The sequence below is a fragment of the Paraburkholderia strydomiana genome (assembly GCF_046030495.1).
Taxonomy (GTDB): domain Bacteria; phylum Pseudomonadota; class Gammaproteobacteria; order Burkholderiales; family Burkholderiaceae; genus Paraburkholderia; species Paraburkholderia strydomiana_A.
Window position 1 is genome coordinate 178,240 of the sequence record NZ_JAQQCJ010000007.1, and the last position, 19,180, is coordinate 197,419.

Sequence of the window (19,180 nt, forward strand, 5' to 3'; positions counted from 1 at the left end):
TGTGGGGTTAGCAGTCGAGCGGCAGCAAAATCTGAAACTCGGTGTGGCCCGGCCGGCTTTCCACTTCGATCAGACCGTCGTGCTGTTGCACGAACGTCTGCGCGAGCGTCAGACCGAGACCACTGCCGTCCTCGCGCCCCGACACGAGCGGATAGAAAATGCGGTCACGGATTTCCTCGGGAATGCCTGGGCCGTTATCGATGATATGCAAGTCCAGTGCCAGCTTACATAAGCGTTTCGAGATCGTGATCTTGCGCGCGATGCGGGTGCGCAATTCGATCCGCGCATCGCCTTGCGAAATACGTTCGCGCAGTGCTTCGGCCGCATTGCGCACGATGTTCAGGAGCGCCTGGATCAGTTGCTCCTTGTCGCCGCGCAGGTCGGGCACGCTCACGTCGTAGTCGCGCTCGATGGTGAGGCCGCGCGGAAACTCCGCGAGAATCACCTGGCGCACGCGCTCGCACACTTCGTGAATGTTCACGTCGCCGACGATGTGCGGATGACGGTGCGGTTCCAGCAAGCGGTCGACCAGCGTTTGCAGCCGGTCCGACTCCTTGATGATCACCTGCGTGTACTCGCGCAATTCGTCGCGCTGACGCTCGCCGAGTTCGAACTCGAGCAGTTGCGCCGCGCCGCGAATCCCGCCGAGCGGATTCTTGATTTCGTGCGCGAGATTGCGGATCAGTTGCTTGTTGACCGCGGTGAGGTCGTTGATGCGTTCTTCACGATCGGTACGCAGATGCCGCTCGTTCTCGAACAGTTCGAGCAGCACGTAGTCCTGCGCGCTCTCCAGGAAGCCGACGATCGCATGCACATGCAGCGGTTCATGACCGGGGCGCTCGAGCACGGCGTCCAGATGCGTCGCGTGAAAACGGTGCGCGGCGATCGCGGTGATGGTCGCGACCAGTTCGTCCGCATTCGAGAAGATGTCCGGCCACGTCATCTGCGTCAGCTGCCTGCGCGACATTTCCAGCATCGACTCCGCCGACGGGTTCGCGAACGCGACGCGCAGCGTTCGCTTGTCGAGCACCAGCACGACGGTCGGCAGCGTCTCGAAGCCCGGCAGCAAACCGGAACTCACGAGTTGCGCATCGTCCGAGAGCGACTGCTCGTGCCCTTTCCTTGCCTTGATCAGATTCTTGAGAACCATCTTGCAGTCTGGCCGGTAGGAGATGGTGAAAAATCAGGTATGCCGCTTTTGTGTTGCTCACTACCCGAGCAACGCAAAAGCGACTCGCGAAAATGATGCGCGGCCTAACGAAAAAGGGACGGCGCCGCCGTCCCTTCGTGACCGATCGCGAGCGTCGGGCAAAGCGCTTCGCCGGGTGAAGGGCGAAGCGCCATGGCCGCTTACAGCGAGTAGTACATTTCGAATTCGATCGGGTGCACCGACTGACGATAGCGTTGCAGCTCGCCCGTCTTCAGTTCGATGTACGCGTCGAGCATCGAGTCCGTGAACACGCCACCGCGCGTCAGGAATTCGCGGTCCGCGTCGAGCGAGTCCAGCGCCTGGTCGAGGCCGGCGCACACGGTCGGGATCTTTGCATCCTCTTCCGGCGGCAGGTCGTACAGGTTCTTGTCGGCGGCTTCGCCCGGGTGAATCTTGTTCTGCACGCCGTCCAGACCCGCCATCATCAGCGCGGAGAAGCACAGGTACGGATTCGCCAGCGGATCCGGGAAACGCGTTTCGATACGACGGCCCTTCGGGTTCGACACGTGCGGAATACGGATCGAAGCCGAACGGTTGCGTGCCGAGTAGGCCAGCTTGACCGGTGCTTCGAAGTGCGGCACGAGACGCTTGTACGAGTTCGTACCCGGGTTCGTGATCGCGTTCAGCGCGCGGGCATGCTTGATGATGCCGCCGATGTAGAACAGCGCGAATTCCGACAGACCTGCGTAGCCGTTGCCTGCGAACAGGTTCTGGCCGTCCTTCCAGATCGACTGGTGAACGTGCATGCCCGAACCGTTGTCGCCGACGACCGGCTTCGGCATGAACGTCGCCGTCTTGCCATACGTGTGCGCGACGTTGTGGATGATGTACTTCATCTGCTGCAGCCAGTCAGCGCGTTGCACCAGCGTCGAGAACTTCGTGCCGATTTCGTTCTGGCCCTGGCCCGCGACTTCGTGGTGGTGCACTTCGACCGGAATGCCGATCTGTTCGAGCAACAGGCACATTTCCGAACGGATGTCCTGGAACGTGTCGACCGGAGCGACCGGGAAGTAGCCGCCCTTCGTGCCCGGACGGTGGCCGGTGTTGCCGCCTTCGAATTCCTTCGCCGACGACCACGGTGCTTCTTCCGAACCGATCTTGATGAAGCAGCCCGACTGGTCCGTGCTCCACTGGACCGAATCGAAAATGAAGAATTCCGGTTCCGGACCGAAGAAGGCGGTGTCGCCCAGGCCCGTGCTCTTCAGGTACGCTTCAGCGCGCTTCGCGAGCGAGCGCGGGTCGCGCTCATAGCCCTTGCCGTCAGCCGGTTCGACGACGTCGCAGGTCAGCACGAGGGTCGATTCTTCGTAGAACGGGTCGATGAACGCCGTGTTCGCGTCCGGGACCAGCAACATGTCCGATGCTTCGATGCCCTTCCAGCCGGCAATCGACGAACCGTCAAACGCATGGCCGCTTTCGAACTTGTCTTCATCGAATGCCGACACCGGCACCGAAACGTGTTGCTCTTTGCCGCGCGTGTCGGTGAAACGGAAGTCGACAAACTTGACGTCCTCGTCTTTGACGAGTTGAACGACGTCGGCCACGGATTTACTCATAACCTATCTCCTGATTAACGAATTCGGCGGATTCAGCCGCCGCCCAATCTAGCTGACCCGTCCCGGCGCGTCCACCCTCAAACGCCACGAATGAACAGAAAAACTTGCCGGGCCAAATCGATCGGCACCAGTAAAGCAGCTTCTGTGCCACGTATGCGCCAAGGCGGCGCAAATCGATACTGCGCGCGCGGTGACGGGGAATAGACGCACCGGCCGGCATGCAGCCCTGATATTGGAGCACAGGCCATCGCACCACATTAGTGCGTTCGATATCCTGAAATACCTTGATATCCTTATTTTGGTGCATTTCGACAAAAATGCACCGTAATTGCGCGCGCAATTTTAGGTAGCCAGCACTCCAACCCGTCCGGCCGGCGGCGCGTGCGTCGCGCTCGCCGCGCGCTAGAATGATCATTTGGTCCGAAGGAGACTGGCGCTCATGAGCACGCTCGAACAGCTGTACGCCCAGGCGGATACCCGCCGCACCGAGAACCAACTGCCCTACGCCGGCGCGGTATCGCCCGCCGAGGCATTCGAACTGCTGCAACTCGATCCGAGCACGCGTCTCGTCGACGTGCGCACCCGTGCCGAACTCGATTGGGTCGGCCGGCCGGTCATCGGCGACGGGCAATACACGCACGTGGAATGGACGCGCTACCCGGGCGCGGTGCCGAATCAGGAATTCATTGCGCAACTGAACCAGGTCGCGTCGCACGATACGCCGGTACTGTTTCTGTGCCGCAGCGCCGCGCGCTCGAAGCTCGCCGCGATTGCCGCGACGCAAGCCGGCTTCACGAAAGCGTACGACCTGCTGGAAGGCTTCGAAGGCGACAAGGACAGCCAGGGGCATCGGAAGACGGTCTCGGGCTGGTGCTTTCGCGGATTGCCGTGGATCGGCGCGTAATGATGGAGCGGGGACGGAGCGGGTCGGCGAAGAAGCGGGCTGCGCCAGCTTGCGGCTTGACTGGGACTGGCTGCCGCCGGCCGCTTCCGTTGAGCAGCAGGCACGCGGCGTCTTCACGTGATCAACCATCAGGTCGGCCACCGTGTCATCACGGACACATCGTCGGCGCTTAATGTGTCAGGCCGATGATGTGAGCCGGCCTCGATCGAATCAGCCGGCCGCGCACACGCCGGCTGCCTGGTAAGGCCGAGTAACCGCTGCGGCGCGGGCAGCCTCGAACCGCAGCCCCGCCCGCCACATGCCGTGCCTCAGCCGCGCGGCTTCGCCGCCGGAATCGACTCGGGCTCGACGATATCGCCGCCCAACAGGTGCACGCCCTCGCGCAGCTTCACGAACGCAGCCGCCACGGCTTCCGGCTCGCCCTTCACGCCCAGGTCGATATGATGGCGCGCATATACGCCGCCGCGTTCCGCATCGCCGACGCTCGGCAGGCTGAACACTCGCACGCCCGGAAAATCGCTTTCGATTTTTTCCATCAGGGGCGTAATGCGCGATTCCGGCAGTTCGAACACCAGCAACGACTTTTCCGCATGCGGCGTCGCGTGGTGCAGGTGCGCGTACTGCGTATCCAGCACCCACTCGATCATCGGCCACGCCATGACCGGGAAGCCCGGCACGAAATGATGATGCCTGATCGAGAAGCCGGGAATCTTGTTGTAGCCGTTCGGAATGATCGACGCGCCCTGGGGATACGTGCCCATATTCAGCCGATGCTGGTTTTCCGGCGAGTCCAGATCGAGCGGCGCCGCCGCGTTCACCGGATACATGTCGCGGATGCGCTCCTGAATCAGCTTCGCGGCTTCCGGATGCAGTTCCAGCGGTACGCCGAGCGCGGCCGCCGCGCATTGGCGCGTGTGGTCGTCCGGCGTGGCGCCGATGCCGCCCGTGGAGAACACGATGTCGCCCGTGGCGAACGTGCGCCGCAGCGTCGCCGTGATGCGCTCGGGGTCGTCGCCGATGTACTCCGCCCAGCCGAGCGACAGACCGCGCGCGCCCAGCAACTCGATGACCTTCGGCAGATGCTTGTCGACACGCCTGCCCGACAGGATTTCATCGCCGATGATGATGACGCCAAATGCCATTGCCGCCTCTTTTTGCTTGATCAATACCAGTCAATAAGGAACCGGCGCCGTCTGACGCACGCCGCCATGCTCTTCCGTGCGCATGCGTTGCAGCGCGCGCAAACAGTAATAGCCGAACCACAACGCCGAAAACACGAGGATGAACGCGTAGATCCAGATCGTCATCGCGGTGATCACCGGGAACAGCACGATCAGCCAGACCGACGACGCCCACAGCAGCGTCGGCAGCGACCCCAGCAGGCCGCTCGCGATGCCGATCAACAGCAGCGGCAACCGGAACCGGCGCACCAGTGCGCGCCGCTCGTCGCGCGTCGCGTGCAATGCGAGCGCATCGTAGCTCATCACGCGATAGGTCAGCCAGCCCCACAACAGCGGCGGAATCAGCGCGAAGAACGGCGGTACGAGCCACAGCGGCAACGTAACGATCAGCAGCAGCAGACACACCAGCGTGGTCCACAACGCCTGGCCGAGGCTACCGTACCATGTTCCGCCGCGCCGCATTTCCAGAGCCGGAAACTGGCGCGCGGACAGGAAACGGATCACCGCGGGCATCGACAGCGTGGCGATCAGCAGCAACACCGTGACGACGATCAGCGGAATCGCCATCGCAATCACGATGAACGGCGCGATTGCCGCATGCAGCGCCGAAAAGCCGAGCCAGTCGAACAGACGATAAAGCGTGACCGTAAACGACCAGTTATCGAGCCAGAGCCGGGTGCCGCCGACCAGCGTCTGCCAGAAAAACCAGAGGATCACGCCCCAACCGACCGTAGCCGCGAGAAACGGCTTGAAGGTCAGCCAGAGCATGCGCGGGTGGAGCGCGCTGGCAAGCGCGCGCCCGAACGAGCGCAACAGATCATTCATGCGAGCCTGTGTCGGTGAGCGAAACGGAGGAATCAGGCGAAGCGCCCGGCGCACCGGCCAGCGGGCCGCGAACGCGTGCGCAAACGTGCACAGGATAAACCACGGGAAGCGCGGCCGGGGAAACCGGCGGCATGCGGGAAAGGCGGCTCAGACAGCGGCTGCGTCGTTGCGTTCACCCGGGCGACGTTTCGACGTCAGCCTGGCGGCGATGCGTACGAACGCAAGCCAGTGCTGCGCCCAGAAACCGTCGCCATAGCGGCGGCCTTCGAGTTGATCGCTGATGCCGGTCGGCTCCATCTCGCGGCTCCAGGAGACGCTGCGGAACAGCATGTCCCACCACGGAAACAGCACGCCGAAATTGCAGCCGTACTGCAGCCCCGCGTGAGCGTAACCGATGGCGTGATGACGGCGATGGAACGTCGGGCTGACCAGCAGCCGCTCGCCGAGCCAGCCGAAGTACAGACGGATGTTCGCGTGCTGCACGCTTTGCGCGAGGTTCGTGATCGCGACCAGCACGACGAACTGCGACGGCGGCACGCCGATCACCAGCGCGATCACCGCGAAGAACGATGCCTGCAGCAGATCGTCGAGCAGATGGTTGCGGTCGTCGGACCACAGCGACATCTGCTGCTGGCTGTGATGCACCGCGTGCAGTTCCCACCACACGCCGATCCGGTGTTCCCAGCGGTGATACCAGTAGCCCGCGAAATCGAGCACCAGCAGGTACATCACGAACGTGACGAGCGGCTGCGTAGTGACGCCGGGCCACAGATTGTCGAATTCGATATTCGAAATATTGTGCAGCCGCAGCCACCCCTGCACGTTGTCGAAAAACGGCTGCAGCGCGAAGAAAAAGAACAGGTTCAGGATGCCGAGCTTGGCGATCCACGTGTACAGCACGTCGATGCGCACCGCCTTGCGGCTCTCCCACTGCTCCACCGGACGCAGCGCTTCGAGCGGGCGCAGGATCGCGTACATCGCCAGCACCTCGAGCACGCCCACGATCACCCAGTACAGGCTGTCGTAGGTGTCCTCGTCGTAGTCCATCAGGTCGAAGCGGAACAGCAGCGGCTGCACCACGTCGACATACAGCAGCGTCTGCATGGCTGACACGAAGCTGTCGAGCGAAGAAAAAATCAGATGGAACATGATGCTGGCCTGGTTACCTCATCCGTCGTGACTCGCGTTGCGTGCGGCATGGCGCCGGCTTTATGCGCCGTTCGGCGCCGTCACCGGCGCGCGATTGAAGAAATAGATGCCGTGCGGCGAACGGCCCACCGCGATCGTCTGGATCAGCTTGCGCGTGCTCAGGTCGATGATGCCGATATGCTTCGCGAAGCGGAACGTCACCCATAGATAGCGTTTGTCGGCCGAGAGTTCCATGTCGTCCGGCCCCGGCATCAAACCGGTGATGTCGCCGACGTTGGTGAGCGTGTCCTCGTCGATGATGCTGATCGTGCTCGCCACGCGGTTCGACACCGCGACGTGCTTGCCGTCGGCCAGCGAACGGAAATTATGCGCGCCCTTGCCCGTCGGGATGGTCTTGACGACCTTCTGGTTGCGCCAGTCGACCACCGCGACGTAATCCGCGCCGGTCATGCCGACCAGCAGATACTTCTCGCCCGGTGTCATCCACAGGCCCGCCGGCACCTTGCCCACCTTCATCTTCCACTTCACGGTTTGCGTAGGCAAGTCGATCGCGGCCAGTTCGCCCGACACCTGCAGCGTGACGAACACCGTCTTGCTGTCGTTCGTGAATGCCATGTGGCTCGGCATGACCGCGAGCGGCAGACGCGAGGCCAGCGTCATCTGGTTCTTCTGGTCGTAGTGATAGATGTCGAGACGGTCCAGACGCAGACCGGTGGTGACGAGCCACTTGCGGTCGGGCGAAAAACCGATCTGATACGGATCTTCGATGTTCTCGACCCAGCGCTGCACCTGACCCGACTTCGGATCGACGAACATCAGATTGTTCGACACCGAGTTGGCGACGATCAGCGATGAATTGTCCGGCGTGGCCATCAGGTGATGCGGCTCCTTGCCCGTCGGCACCGTGCCGATGACCTGGCGGGTGGTCTCGTCGATCAGGCTCAGCGTGGCTTCACCGGAATTGAGCACGATCACGTTGTTCGCGTAAGCCGCGGGAGAAAAAAAGCCTGCGGCGGCGACCAGCGCCGCGCTTGCGGCGAACGTGGCAGTCAAGCCGGGAAGAAAAAATTTACGCATGAAAACTCACTTCGGAGAACAACGGTCATTGTAGAACGTTTGCCGGCGTCAGCGGTTGACGTAGGTCGATACGCGGCGTGCTGAAAGTAAGGGGCGTGAGCAAGCGCGGCGGCGCTCGGAACGAACGGGCGCAGCGCAACGGGAAACGGTTTTTGAATGCAGGGATATTGCGTATCCGGGTTGAGACGATTTGCGACCTATCCCATTCGGCCAGATATTTAAATAATCGCAAAGCCCGATAACCAACTATCAGAGAGAATCAGACCACTCCTTATTTTATCCATTGGCAGATAAAAATAATCCCGATTAATTTATACAGATTATTCACTTCACCCATTTAAGATTTTGCTGATACCCCAACCTGGGCTACGGACCAGATAATTCAACACTCCTCGCCGCGACGCGCATTCCCGTCGACCCATCGGTCGTGGCGCGGAGTTTCGGGCGTGAAAAGGCATAAAAGCACGAGCGCAAAAAGGAGCCGCTATTTTTCCTCGTATTTTTAGCGATTGATCAGGGCAATGAACCCGATCAATTACCTTCAGTCACGCGCCGCCGTCCACTCGCACAATAACGTGGAGGTTCTCACACGATGAATGAACGTATTTCAATGACCTGGTGCGCAGCGGCGCACGCGGCGCCGGTTGTCTCCGGGCCTGCAGACTTCGGGAAGAATCGCGCGGCGGCGCGAAAGAAAGCCATCGTGCACGCCGTACTCACCGCCGCGGCTTTTGCGAGTGGAGCGTCGGCGTTCGCTGCGGGCGCGGATGCGATCGAGTCAGGTTCGGCAGCCGATGCCTCGGGCGACTTCGCCATCGCGGTAGGCAAGCAGGCGAGCGCACCGGGCTCCAGCTCAATTGCGCTAGGCGCGCAAGCCCGAGCGCAGGGCAACGCCGCGATGGCCGCCGGTTCGAATGCCAATGCGCAAGGAGACGGCGCCAATGCAGTCGGCCTGAACGCCAATGCACAAGGCAGCGGTGCCACTTCGGTGGGGGCGGGCACGCGGGCGCTCGGCGCCGGCGCAATGGCAGCGGGCCTGAACGCCAGCGCGCTGAACGACCGTGCAACCGCAGTCGGCTTGAACGCGGTCGCAACGGGCCTCGATTCCATCTCGTCTGGCTCGGGGGCCACCGCAACGGACGCGGCCGCTTCCGCATTCGGCGCACTGTCGACAGCTTCCGGCTCCGCCTCCACCGCAGTAGGCTACGGCGCGCAAACGCAGGGCAGCGCAGCCTTCGCCGGCGGCAGTCTGGCATCGGCGGCGGCTGACGGCAGCGTGGCGCTCGGCAACCGCGCGAGCGTCAGCGGCGTCGACGGGATCGCGCTCGGCAACCACGCCACTGCCAGCGCTGCGAATAGCGTCGCGTTGGGTGCCAACTCCACCACCACTGCCGACCTGACACAGCCCGCTTATGCTCCGGTCGGCCTCGGCGCCCGCTTGATCGCGGCTCCCGATCCAGCGGGCGAAGTTTCGCTCGGTTCGACGGGCAACGAACGTCGCCTGACGAACGTCGCGGCTGGCGCGCTGCCGACCGACGCGGTCAATGTCAGCCAGTTGAGCGGGATCGACGGCAAGGTCGATGCGATTGCCCGAAGCGGTACGCAGCGCTACTTCAAAGCCGAAGGCGGCGTCGACGGTTCCGATGACGCCGTCGCGACGGGCGCCTATGCCCTCGCGGCGGGGGCTGGCGCTACTGCCACTGGCGCCGATGCGGCAGCGGTCGGCGCCAGGGCCCGCGCGGGCGGCACGGGCTCGGCGGCCTTCGGCGCGAATGCCGTGGCAGACGCGCCGAACGCTACGTCGATCGGGGCGGGTGCGGTTGCCGGTGAGGCAGATGCCACGGCGATAGGCGCGTCGGCCGTTGCTGGTGCCTCGAACGCGACTGTCATCGGCGCGCACTCGGCCGTCGTCGGCGACGCAGGTGTCGCGCTCGGCTACGGCGCGTCTGCTACCGCGGACAACGCCGTCGCGATTGGCCGGGATTCGCTGGCCGAGCGGGCGAACACGATGTCGGTAGGCTCGGTCGGCCAGGAGCGCCAGATTACGAACGTCGCTGCCGGCACCGCCGATACCGATGCGGTGAATGTCACCCAGTTGAAAGCGGTCAGCGACCAAGGCGAGGCGACCGCAACGAAACTCGACGGCGCGCTGATGTACGACCGGAACGCCGACGGCAGTGTGAACCACGCCAGCGTCACACTCGGCGGCACTGCCGCAAGTGACGGCACCGTGATTCACAACGTTGCCGCCGGCACCGCTGACACCGACGCGGTCAATGTCGCTCAATTGAAAACAGTCAACGATCAGAGCAATGCCAACGCCACAAGACTCGACGGCGCGTTGATGTATGACCAGAATGCCGACGGCAGCATCAACCGGGACAGCGTTACGCTCGGGAGCAGCGCCGCAAACGGCGGCACAGTCATCCACAACGTTGCCGCCGGCACCGCCGACACTGACGCGGTCAATGTCGCCCAGTTGAACACGGTCGGCGATCAGAGCAATGCCACCGCCACAAGACTCGACGGAGCGTTGATGTACGACCGGAACGCCGACGGCAGTGTCAACCGGGACAGCGTCACACTCGCAGGCGATGCGGCGGGCAACGGTACCGTCATTCACAACGTCGCCGACGGCACCGCTGCCACGGATGCGGTCAACGTTGCCCAATTGAATACAGTCAGCGATCAGGGCAAGGCTAATGCCGCAAAACTCGACGGCGCACTGATGTACGACCAGAATGCCGACGGCAGCGTGAACCACGACAGCGTCACACTCGGCGGCAGTGCAGCAAGTGGTGGCACCGTGATTCACAACGTCGCTGCGGGTATCGCCGACAACGACGCGGTCAACGTCGCCCAGTTGAACACGGTAAGCGATCAGACCACGGCCACTGCTACAAAACTCGAAGGCGCGCTGATATATGACAAGAACGCCGACGGCAGCATCAACCACAACAGCTTCACTCTCGCAGGCGATGCGGCAGGCGGTGGCACCGTGATTCACAACGTTGCCGCCGGCACCGCTGACACCGACGCGGTCAACGTCGCTCAGTTGAAAACGATCAGCGATCAGGACGAAGCGACCGCCACAAAACTCGACGGCGCGCTGATGTACGACAAGAACGCCGACGGCAGTCTCAATCGCAACAGCGTCACACTGGGCAACGACGCATCGAACGGCGGCACTGCCATCCACAACGTCGCCAATGGCGTGGATGCATCTGACGCAGTCAACCTCGGTCAGTTGAACGCTGTCGTCAATGGTATGGTCAACAACGCCGTGGCCAATGAGGCGAACCCGTTCATCAGCGCGGAAGGCAGTCGAGAAACCGAAAGCGCAGTGTCGTCGGGCGCGCACTCGATCGCGGCGGGCGCGAACGCGCGGGCCACGGGCGCAAGTGCGACCGCCATCGGTGCGAGTGCGAGTGCCAGCGGAAGTAACGCAATCGCGCTTGGCGCGGCAGCGCATGCGAGTGCGGACAATTCGGTCGCGTTGGGTCACGGCTCGGTCGCGGACCGTGCGGATACGGTGTCGGTGGGCACGGCGGGTCAGGAACGCCAGATCATCAATGTCGCAGCCGGGGTGCAAGGCACCGACGCAGTCAACGTCAATCAGTTACAGCAGACCGTGGGCGGCGTGCTCAGTCAGGCGAACCGCTACACCGACGATCAGATCCGCTCGGCCCGACGTGACGGATACGGCGGCACTGCGTCCGCGTTGGCGATAGCAGGCTTACCGCAGGCAGTCCTGCCGGGTCGCGGCATGTTCGCGATGGCGGGCGGCACGTATGGCGGCCAGTCGGCCTTGGCCATCGGCATGTCGCAGATGTCGGAAAAGGGAACGTGGGCTTACAAGCTGCAAGCGAGTACGGACTCGCGCGGCGAGTTTGGCGCGTCGATCGGTGCAGGCGTGCACTGGTAGGTGGAGGTCATGGAGCCGGTCCGCTTCAAGGACCAGCCGCTGTGATGGTTTCAGCGTGGTTGCGTGGTCATGTCGAGCGCGGGTTAAAACGCCCGCGCCCTTTGTGGCGGGACGTCATTCTCACAAGGCATGACCTCACGCATTGCCTGACCCGGGCGGGCCCACGGCCTCACACAAACACAACAGCATCCGCCTCGACGATGGAGAGCCGAAGCCGAAGCCGAAGCCGAAGCCGACAGGAGTGTACTGCGCATCACCGGCACGCAACGGACGCATCCGTAGCGCCCCGCCCCCACACTTCCTCAGCAACGACCACCCAACACACAACCCTCACCGCTGCATCGACTCCCAAACCTTATACAAGCGCTTCACCGAAACCGGCATCGGCGTACGCAACTCCTGAGCGAAGAGCGATATCCGCAACTCTTCCAACAACCAGCGAAACTCCGACAAGCGCGGATCGAGCACACCGCCCCGCTGCGCCACCGCACGCTGATAGTTCTGCAACAGCGGGGCAAACTCGGCGAACTGCCGGGCGTCGCGCGGCGGGTCCGCCTTCAGCTTGTCGATGCGCAGCGCCATCCCTTTCAGGTAGCGCGGAAAGTGCGCCAACTGGGTGTACGGCGTATCGACCACGAAGCGCTTGCCGATCAGTCCATCCAGCTGATTCTGCATGTCGGCATGCGCGGCCGCGAACGACTTCGCCTGCACCAGCTTTTTCGTCACGCTCGCGTATTCGCCGAGAATCTGTCCGACCAGCCGCGCGATTTCCTGGGCCAGCAGCGTCAGGCGGCTACGCCCCTCGTCGCGTCGCGTGTGGAAACTGAGCTCGTCGTCCGGCAGCGGGTTCTGAAGACAGGCGCGATCAAGCGCGGTGTCGATCAGTTGATCGCGCAGTTCTTCCTGCGTGCCGCGGGGCATGAACTGCATCGCCATTTCACGCAGGCCCGGCATATTCTTCTCCAGATACTTGATCGGCTCCTTCAGCTGCAACGCGAAAAGCCGGCGCAATCCCGCGCGATGAATCCGCGCGGCTTCATCCGGCGAATCGAACACTTCGACATCGCAATGGGTGCCGCGATCCACCAGCGCCGGGTAGCCGAATAGCGTCTGGCCGCCCCGGCGAATCTCGAGCAATTCAGGGAGCTTGCCGAAATTCCAGGTGGTCAGTTTTTCATACAGCGCCGTGCCCGCCGCACCGTCCGGCGTTGTGGTTTGCGGACCCGTCGCGCCCTTGCCGCGCTGCGCCGCGCCAGCCGCCCCCGCTCCTTGCGAAGGCGTCGCCACACCGCCGCCCCCCGCATCCGCCAACGCCGCACCCGCCGCACTCGACGCGATCTTCTGGAAATGCTGCTGCGCCTGCCCGCCGAGTTCGGCGCGCAGTTGCGACAGATTGCGGCCCATCGCAAGCTGCCGCCCGTGCTCATCCACGACCTTGAAGTTCATGAACAGATGCGGCGGCAAGGTTTCGAGCTTGAAGTCCGCCTGCTTCATCGCGACCTGGGTCTGCTCGCGAATATCGGCGATCAGCGACTCCAGCAACGTGCCCGCACCGAAACGCGGCCCACTGTGCCGCTCGACGAAGCCCGCCGCGAATTCCGGCAGCGGCACGCAATGCCGCCGCAATTTCTGCGGCAGCGACTTCAGCAGCAGTTGCGTCTTCTCTTTCAGCATGCCGGGCACGAGCCACTCGCAGCGCCGCGCGTCCACCTGATTCAGCGCATAGAGCGGCACGGCGAGCGTCACGCCGTCGCGGGGCGTACCGGGCTCGAAGTGATAGGTGAGCGCCATCTCGACGCCCGACATCGTCATCCGTTTCGGGAACAGATCGGTCGTCACGCCGGCGGCCTCGTGCCGCATCAGATCGTCGCGCGACAGATACAGCAGGCGCAGCTTGTCTTCCGGCTGGCCGCTCTTTTTCACCTCGTCGCGATACCAGCGCTCGAACGACGCGCCCGTGTAAATGCCATCGGGCAACGCCTGATCGTAGAACGCGAAAATCAGTTCGTCGTCGACCAGCACGTCCTGGCGCCGCGACTTGTGTTCCAACTGCTCGATATCGGCGAGCAACTTGCGGTTGTGCGCAAAGAACGCCAGCTTCGTATCGAACTCGCCTTCGACCAGCGCGCCGCGAATGAACAACTCGCGCGCGCGCGCCGGGTCCTGTTTGCCAAAGCTCACGCGCCGCCGGTGATAGATCGGCAGACCGTACAGCATCGCACGCTCGAACGCCGACACCTGCGCCGCGCGCTTTTCCCAGTGCGGCTCGGAGAGCGACTTCTTCAGCAGATGTGCGCCGATCTTCTCCACCCACTCCGGCTCGATCTTTGCAATACAGCGTGCGTACAGACGGCTCGTCTCCACCAGTTCGGCGGCCATCACCCACTTGCCCGCCTTCTTCACCAGCGCCGAGCCCGGCCACAGATAGAACTTGATGCCGCGCGCGCCGAGGTAATACGGCTCATCGTCGGCTTTCAGGCCGATATTGCCGAGCAGCCCCGTCAGCAGCGCGAGATGGATCTGCTCGAAAGTCGCTTCCGCCTCGTTCAGACGCCAGCCGTGCTCGCGCACCACCGTCAGCAGTTGCGAGTGCACGTCGCGCCATTCACGCAGCCGCAGTTGCGACAGGAAGTTCTTGCGGCATTCCTCGTGCAACTGCTTGTTCGACTTCTTGTGCGCGATCGCTTCTTCGAACCAGTTCCAGATTTTCAGCCACTGCAAAAACTCCGAGCGCTCGTCGGCGAAACGGCGATGCGCCTGGTCGGCCTGCTCCTGCGCTTCGATCGGCCGGTCACGCGGGTCCTGCACCGACAACGCGCTCGCGATGATCAGCACTTCCTTCAACGCCTGCTGATCGCGCGCGGCCAGAATCATCCGGCCGACGCGTGGATCGAGCGGCAGGCGCGCGAGTTCGCGGCCGAGCGGCGTGAGCTGATTGTCGTCGTCGACCGCGCCGAGTTCGTTGAGCAGTTGATAGCCGTCGGCGATCGCGCGGCCCGGCGGCGGCTCGATGAACGGGAAAGTTTCGATCGCCGTCAGATGCAGCGACTTCATCCGCAAAATCACCGACGCCAGCGACGAACGCAGAATCTCCGGATCGGTGAAGCGCACGCGGCCCTGGAAATCACTTTCCTCGTAGAGGCGAATGCACACGCCATCGGCGACCCGGCCGCAGCGCCCCGCCCGCTGGTTGGCTGCGGACTGCGCAATCGACTCGACCTGCAACTGCTCGACCTTGTTGCGGTATGAATAGCGCTTCACGCGTGCGAGGCCAGTATCGACCACGTAACGGATGCCCTGCACCGTTAGCGAGGTTTCGGCGACGTTGGTTGCGAGCACGATGCGGCGCGCGTTCGAGGTGCGGAACACGCGCTCCTGTTCGGCCGCGGACAGCCGCGCAAACAGCGGCAGAATTTCCGTATGCGGCGGGTGATGCTTGCGCAGCGCCTCGGCGGCGTCGCGGATCTCACGCTCGCCGGGCAGGAACACCAGCACGTCGCCGGGGCCTTCGCGGCACAGTTCGTCGACGGCATCGACGATCGCGTCCATCAGATCGCGGTCGGTTTCGCGCTGGGTCTTCGGCCTGTCGCCGCGCGCGGACGAGGATCCCGACGACGTACCCTGAGCGGCCTTCACCGCCGGGCTGTCCTCGACAACGGGCCGGTAGCGCACCTCGACCGGATAGAGCCGCCCGCTCACCTCGATCACCGGCGCGGGCTTCTCCTCACTGCCGAAGTGGCGCGCGAAGCGGTCGGCGTCGATGGTCGCCGAGGTCACGATCAACTTCAGATCGGGGCGCCTCGCGAGAATTTCCTTCAGATAGCCAAGCAGAAAATCGATGTTCAGGCTGCGTTCGTGCGCTTCGTCGATGATCAGCGTGTCGTACGCCTTGAGCAGCGGATCGGTCTGCGTTTCGGCGAGCAGGATGCCGTCGGTCATCAGCTTGACCGATGCGCCCGGCGACAGGTTGTCGGTAAAGCGCACCTTGTAGCCGACCACTTCGCCGAACGGCGTGCCGAGCTCTTCGGCAATACGCCGCCCGGTCGCCGACGCAGCGATCCGGCGCGGCTGCGTGTGGCCGATCAGCCCCGAGCCGCCCGCGCCGAGACCGCGCCCCAGCGCGAGGCAGATTTTCGGCAACTGGGTGGTTTTGCCGGAGCCGGTTTCGCCCGACACGATCACCACCTGGTTCTCTGCAATTGCCTTGGCGATCTCGTCGCGGCGGCCGGAGACCGGCAGCGCTTCGGGGAAGGTGATCGGCGGAATCGGGTTCGGTTCGACCACGCGCTGCGCGCGCGGCGGGCGTGATTCGCGCGTCGGGCGCGGTTCGCGTGCTTCGTTCGCTGCCCGTGGCTCACGGCTGCCAGTGTTGCGGTCGCGACCAGCGGCTTGCTGTGACTTTTGCGCGGGCGCTCCGGATTCGCGCCGCGGCGCGCCGCCTTGCGCCGGCCCGCGGCTTGGCTGGTCCGCGCGGGCGTCGCCGCGCGTATCCTGAGCTGGACCCGCCGCATGAGAAGGCTGTCCGCGCTGCTCGTCGCCGCGCCGCGGTTGGTCCGAACCCGGCGCACGTGCCGATGGCGGGCGCTGCTCGCCGCCACGCCGCCCCTGATTCGCTCCCGCAGCGCGCGCGGACTGCCCACGCTGCCCGTCACCACGCCCGGGCCGTTGGCCTTGCGGCACATTCTCCACACGATCCGCGTGTTCCTGCTTGTGCTCCCGACCGTGGCCCGGACTCCGGCCTTCATCCGCCCGCGCGGCTTGCGACATGCCACTGCCGCCATCATCCTGCGCACGCGGGCCATCACCCTCACGCGGCGGATTTTTTTTCTGCGCCGACGGCTGCGCGACCTGCGCCGCACGACGCGATTCGCGCGCCGCGTGCGGCGTGTTGGGCTCGGTGTCCTGCGCTGGACGGCGCTGCGCGTCGCCTGAGTTCATCGGATCGGCGGCCGGCGCCGGATTCTCGTTCGCCGCAGCGGGACTTTTGGGTACATTCGACATGGGGGCGCATTATAATCCCCGGCATGAATTCCCAAACCGACCTCGTCCCCGCGCCCGCGAGCGTTCCGGCCCCCGCCGGAACAACGGAAAACCTCGCACAGCATGCGCAATTCGTCGACTGGATGCGTTCAGTCGCCCCCTATATCCATGCGTTCCGGAACAAGACGTTCGTCGTCGGTTTCGGCGGCGAGGTGGTGCATCAGGGGCTCCTGAATGCGCTGGTGTCCGACATCGCGCTGCTGCAGGCCATGGGCATCCAGATCGTGCTGGTGCATGGCTCGCGGCCGCAGGTCGAAGAGCAGATGAGCCTGCATGGCGTGGAGTCGGAGTTCTCGCACGGCATGCGCATCACCGATGCGCGCGCGCTGGAGTCCGCGAAAGAAGCGGCCGGCGAAGTGCGTCTGGACATCGAGGCGGCGATCAGCCAGGGCTTGCCGAACACGCCGATGGCGCACGCGCACATCAGCGTGGTCTCGGGCAACTTCGTGACGGCGCGGCCGGTCGGCATTCTGGACGGCGTCGACTTCGCGCACACCGGCGTGGTGCGCAAGATCGACGCGGATTCGATCCGCCATTCGCTCGCGAGCCGCAAGCTGGTGCTGCTCTCGCCGCTCGGCTTCTCGCCCACCGGCGAGGCGTTCAACCTCGCGATGGAAGACGTGGCCTCGGCTGCGGCCATCGCGCTGCGCGCCGACAAGATCGTGTTCCTGACCGAAACGCCGGGCCTGATGGAAGCCGGCGAAGACGGTCCCGAACTGGTCCGCGAACTGTCGCTCGACGACGCGTACAAGCTGCACGAAAGCGGCGAAGTCACCGGCGACGCGGGCTTCTACCTGAAGCATTCGATCCGCGCATGCCGCGGCGGCGTCGCGCGGGCGCACATCATCCCCTACGCGCTCGACGGCAGCCTGCTGCTCGAACTGTTCCTGCACGACGGCGTCGGCACGATGATCTCGTACGAGAACCTCGAAAGCCTGCGCGAAGCCACGCCGGATGATGTCGGCGGCATTCTTTCGCTAATCGAGCCGCTCGAATCGGACGGCACGCTGGTGCGGCGCGGCCGTCACCAGATCGAGCGCGACATCGACCATTTCTCGGTGATCGAGCACGATGGTGTGCTGTTCGGCTGCGCGGCGCTGTATCCGTATCCGCAGGAGCGCATCGGCGAAATGGCGTGCCTGACGGTCGCGCCCGAAGCGCAAGGCACCGGCGACGGCGAGCGTCTGCTCAAACGCATCGAGCAGCGCGCGCGGGCTCGCGGCCTCACGCGCATTTTCGTGCTCACCACGCGCACCGAACACTGGTTCCTCAAGCGCGGCTTCGTCAAGGTCACGGTCGACGATCTGCCTGAAGACCGCCGCAGACTCTATAACTGGCAGCGCAAGTCGCTCGTGCTGATGAAGCAGCTCTGAGCGGCGCCCAGCCCCACATATCGATTACAGGAGAAGCACAGCATGACTCGTATGGTTCAATGCGCCAAGCTCGGCAAGGAAGCCGAAGGTCTCGATTTCCCGCCGCTGCCCGGCGAACTCGGCAAGCGGATCTACGAAGGCATTTCGAAGGAAGCGTGGCAAGCGTGGTTGAAGCAGCAAACCATGCTGATCAACGAAAACCGTCTGAACATGGCCGACCCGCGCGCGCGCCAATATCTGATGAAGCAGACCGAAAAGTTCTTCTTCGGCGAAGGCGCGGATACCGCGCAGGGTTACGTGCCGCCGTCGGCTTGAGACACCGTCGTAGCGGCGTGAGCCGCACGCATCGATGAAAAAATCCGCGCCGCGAACGCGGATTTTTTTCGCCCTTTGCGGGCTTGCGTGGCTCCGCTTGCTGCCTTTGGCGACACCTCGCGACCTTGACCGCTTCATTGCGAGGGCTTATCGGCCTCTTTTTGGCACGATTCGCGCCGTTGTCGCCACCCATCCCGGCACTTCTGGCCGCCCATTTTTCCCGTAGGCGCCAACCTGAAAATGATCGAAACGGTTCATTTCCTACCGTTTTCAGGGTGCGTTGACGAACCGCCCGAATCCGCCGCAATCCCCCGCCCGTCAAGGGATCGAGCGCCCTCGCAAGGCACCCTTCGGCCACCAGGTTTGCGCGATCGTCCGCCATCGTGCTATCATGTGCGTCGTTCAAACAGCAATTCACCTTCATTGACATTTCGTTTCATCGTGGCGCGCTGCGCGTTCCATGCTGAGTCGAACAGTTTTATATACAAGAAGGCTCGTCGGTCGTTTCTCCGTTTCAGCTCTTGCCATGAGCGGCGAATAAAGCAACCGGCCTTTTTCGTTTCAAGCCTTCCAGCGGCGCGCGGGCCAGCTTCCAGCCACCCGGCGTCCTCATGCACCTGCCCCC

Annotated in this window: 14 protein-coding genes; 5 read left to right on the top strand and 9 right to left on the bottom strand. The window is 63.7% G+C overall.

Translation table 11 applies throughout. From position 1 onward, the window contains the following. Positions 1–7: 7 nt before the first annotated feature. From glnL to PQQ53_RS12050, 3 genes are all read right to left on the bottom strand, one after another. Positions 8–1,150 (bottom strand): nitrogen regulation protein NR(II), encoded by a 1,143-nt coding sequence (glnL, locus tag PQQ53_RS12040; protein WP_408143961.1) that lies wholly within the window; start codon positions 1,148–1,150, stop codon positions 8–10. 200 nt (positions 1,151–1,350) lie between these two features. Next, a complete protein-coding gene (glnA, locus tag PQQ53_RS12045) occupies positions 1,351–2,766 on the bottom strand; it encodes a type I glutamate--ammonia ligase (RefSeq protein WP_408143959.1) in 1,416 nt (471 codons plus the stop codon). Beyond that, positions 2,759–3,181, bottom strand: coding sequence for a hypothetical protein (locus tag PQQ53_RS12050; RefSeq protein WP_408324205.1), 423 nt, complete (start codon positions 3,179–3,181; stop codon positions 2,759–2,761). Before PQQ53_RS12050 ends, glnA begins: the two co-directional genes overlap by 8 nt. A 24-nt stretch (positions 3,182–3,205) precedes the next feature. Between PQQ53_RS12050 and PQQ53_RS12055 the strand changes: the two genes are divergently transcribed. Further along, complete coding sequence (locus PQQ53_RS12055; protein WP_408143955.1) at positions 3,206–3,670, top strand: rhodanese-like domain-containing protein; 465 nt, start codon at positions 3,206–3,208, stop codon at positions 3,668–3,670. 308 nt (positions 3,671–3,978) lie between these two features. Here PQQ53_RS12055 and PQQ53_RS12060 read toward each other — a convergent pair whose 3' ends face one another. The 4 genes from PQQ53_RS12060 to PQQ53_RS12075 all read right to left on the bottom strand — a co-directional run bounded on the left by PQQ53_RS12060 (position 3,979) and on the right by PQQ53_RS12075 (position 7,902). Continuing rightward, positions 3,979–4,812, bottom strand: coding sequence for a competence/damage-inducible protein A (locus PQQ53_RS12060; protein WP_408156337.1), 834 nt, complete (start codon positions 4,810–4,812; stop codon positions 3,979–3,981). Between the two features lie 30 nt (positions 4,813–4,842). Next, a complete protein-coding gene (locus PQQ53_RS12065; RefSeq protein WP_408324206.1) occupies positions 4,843–5,676 on the bottom strand; it encodes an EI24 domain-containing protein in 834 nt (277 codons plus the stop codon). Positions 5,677–5,823: 147 nt separating this feature from the next. After that, a complete protein-coding gene (locus PQQ53_RS12070) occupies positions 5,824–6,825 on the bottom strand; it encodes a sterol desaturase family protein (protein ID WP_408156340.1) in 1,002 nt (333 codons plus the stop codon). 60 nt (positions 6,826–6,885) lie between these two features. Next, entirely contained in the window at positions 6,886–7,902 is a 1,017-nt protein-coding gene (locus PQQ53_RS12075; RefSeq protein ID WP_408324207.1) for a YVTN family beta-propeller repeat protein, read from the bottom strand. Positions 7,903–8,605: 703 nt separating this feature from the next. Between PQQ53_RS12075 and PQQ53_RS12080 the strand changes: the two genes are divergently transcribed. After that, the gene (locus tag PQQ53_RS12080; protein ID WP_408324209.1) at positions 8,606–11,827 is read left to right on the top strand and encodes a YadA family autotransporter adhesin; all 3,222 of its coding nucleotides are present in this window, start codon (positions 8,606–8,608) and stop codon (positions 11,825–11,827) included. Positions 11,828–12,157: 330 nt separating this feature from the next. Here PQQ53_RS12080 and hrpA read toward each other — a convergent pair whose 3' ends face one another. After that, on the bottom strand, positions 12,158–16,111 hold the full coding sequence (gene hrpA, locus PQQ53_RS12085) for an ATP-dependent RNA helicase HrpA (RefSeq protein WP_408324211.1): 3,954 nt from the start codon (positions 16,109–16,111) through the stop codon (positions 12,158–12,160). 225 nt (positions 16,112–16,336) lie between these two features. Here hrpA and PQQ53_RS12090 point away from each other — a divergent pair, with 225 nt between their 5' ends. From PQQ53_RS12090 to PQQ53_RS12100, 3 genes are all read left to right on the top strand, one after another. After that, positions 16,337–16,759, top strand: a complete 423-nt coding sequence (locus PQQ53_RS12090) for a hypothetical protein (protein WP_408324213.1) — start codon at positions 16,337–16,339, stop codon at positions 16,757–16,759. Between the two features lie 92 nt (positions 16,760–16,851). Next, positions 16,852–18,240, top strand: coding sequence for an amino-acid N-acetyltransferase (gene argA / locus PQQ53_RS12095; RefSeq protein ID WP_408148321.1), 1,389 nt, complete (start codon positions 16,852–16,854; stop codon positions 18,238–18,240). Between the two features lie 42 nt (positions 18,241–18,282). After that, the gene (locus PQQ53_RS12100) at positions 18,283–18,555 is read left to right on the top strand and encodes an oxidative damage protection protein (RefSeq protein ID WP_408148319.1); all 273 of its coding nucleotides are present in this window, start codon (positions 18,283–18,285) and stop codon (positions 18,553–18,555) included. Positions 18,556–18,944: 389 nt separating this feature from the next. Here PQQ53_RS12100 and PQQ53_RS12105 read toward each other — a convergent pair whose 3' ends face one another. Next, a complete protein-coding gene (locus PQQ53_RS12105; RefSeq protein WP_408324214.1) occupies positions 18,945–19,172 on the bottom strand; it encodes a hypothetical protein in 228 nt (75 codons plus the stop codon). Positions 19,173–19,180 lie beyond the last annotated feature (8 nt).

Bases quoted from the DNA above. Each gene is read 5' to 3' on its own strand.
- PQQ53_RS12055 (WP_408143955.1), top strand. From the start codon at position 3,206: ATGAGCACGCTCGAACAGCTGTACGCCCAGGCGGATACCCGCCGCACC.
- PQQ53_RS12100 (WP_408148319.1), top strand. From the start codon at position 18,283: ATGACTCGTATGGTTCAATGCGCCAAGCTCGGCAAGGAAGCCGAAGGT.
- PQQ53_RS12060 (WP_408156337.1), bottom strand. From the start codon at position 4,812: ATGGCATTTGGCGTCATCATCATCGGCGATGAAATCCTGTCGGGCAGG.
- PQQ53_RS12050 (WP_408324205.1), bottom strand. From the start codon at position 3,181: ATGATCATTCTAGCGCGCGGCGAGCGCGACGCACGCGCCGCCGGCCGG.
- glnA (WP_408143959.1), bottom strand. From the start codon at position 2,766: ATGAGTAAATCCGTGGCCGACGTCGTTCAACTCGTCAAAGACGAGGAC.
- glnL (WP_408143961.1), bottom strand. From the start codon at position 1,150: ATGGTTCTCAAGAATCTGATCAAGGCAAGGAAAGGGCACGAGCAGTCG.
- PQQ53_RS12075 (WP_408324207.1), bottom strand. From the start codon at position 7,902: ATGCGTAAATTTTTTCTTCCCGGCTTGACTGCCACGTTCGCCGCAAGC.
- PQQ53_RS12065 (WP_408324206.1), bottom strand. From the start codon at position 5,676: ATGAATGATCTGTTGCGCTCGTTCGGGCGCGCGCTTGCCAGCGCGCTC.
- argA (WP_408148321.1), top strand. From the start codon at position 16,852: ATGAATTCCCAAACCGACCTCGTCCCCGCGCCCGCGAGCGTTCCGGCC.
- PQQ53_RS12090 (WP_408324213.1), top strand. From the start codon at position 16,337: ATGAGAAGGCTGTCCGCGCTGCTCGTCGCCGCGCCGCGGTTGGTCCGA.
- PQQ53_RS12070 (WP_408156340.1), bottom strand. From the start codon at position 6,825: ATGTTCCATCTGATTTTTTCTTCGCTCGACAGCTTCGTGTCAGCCATG.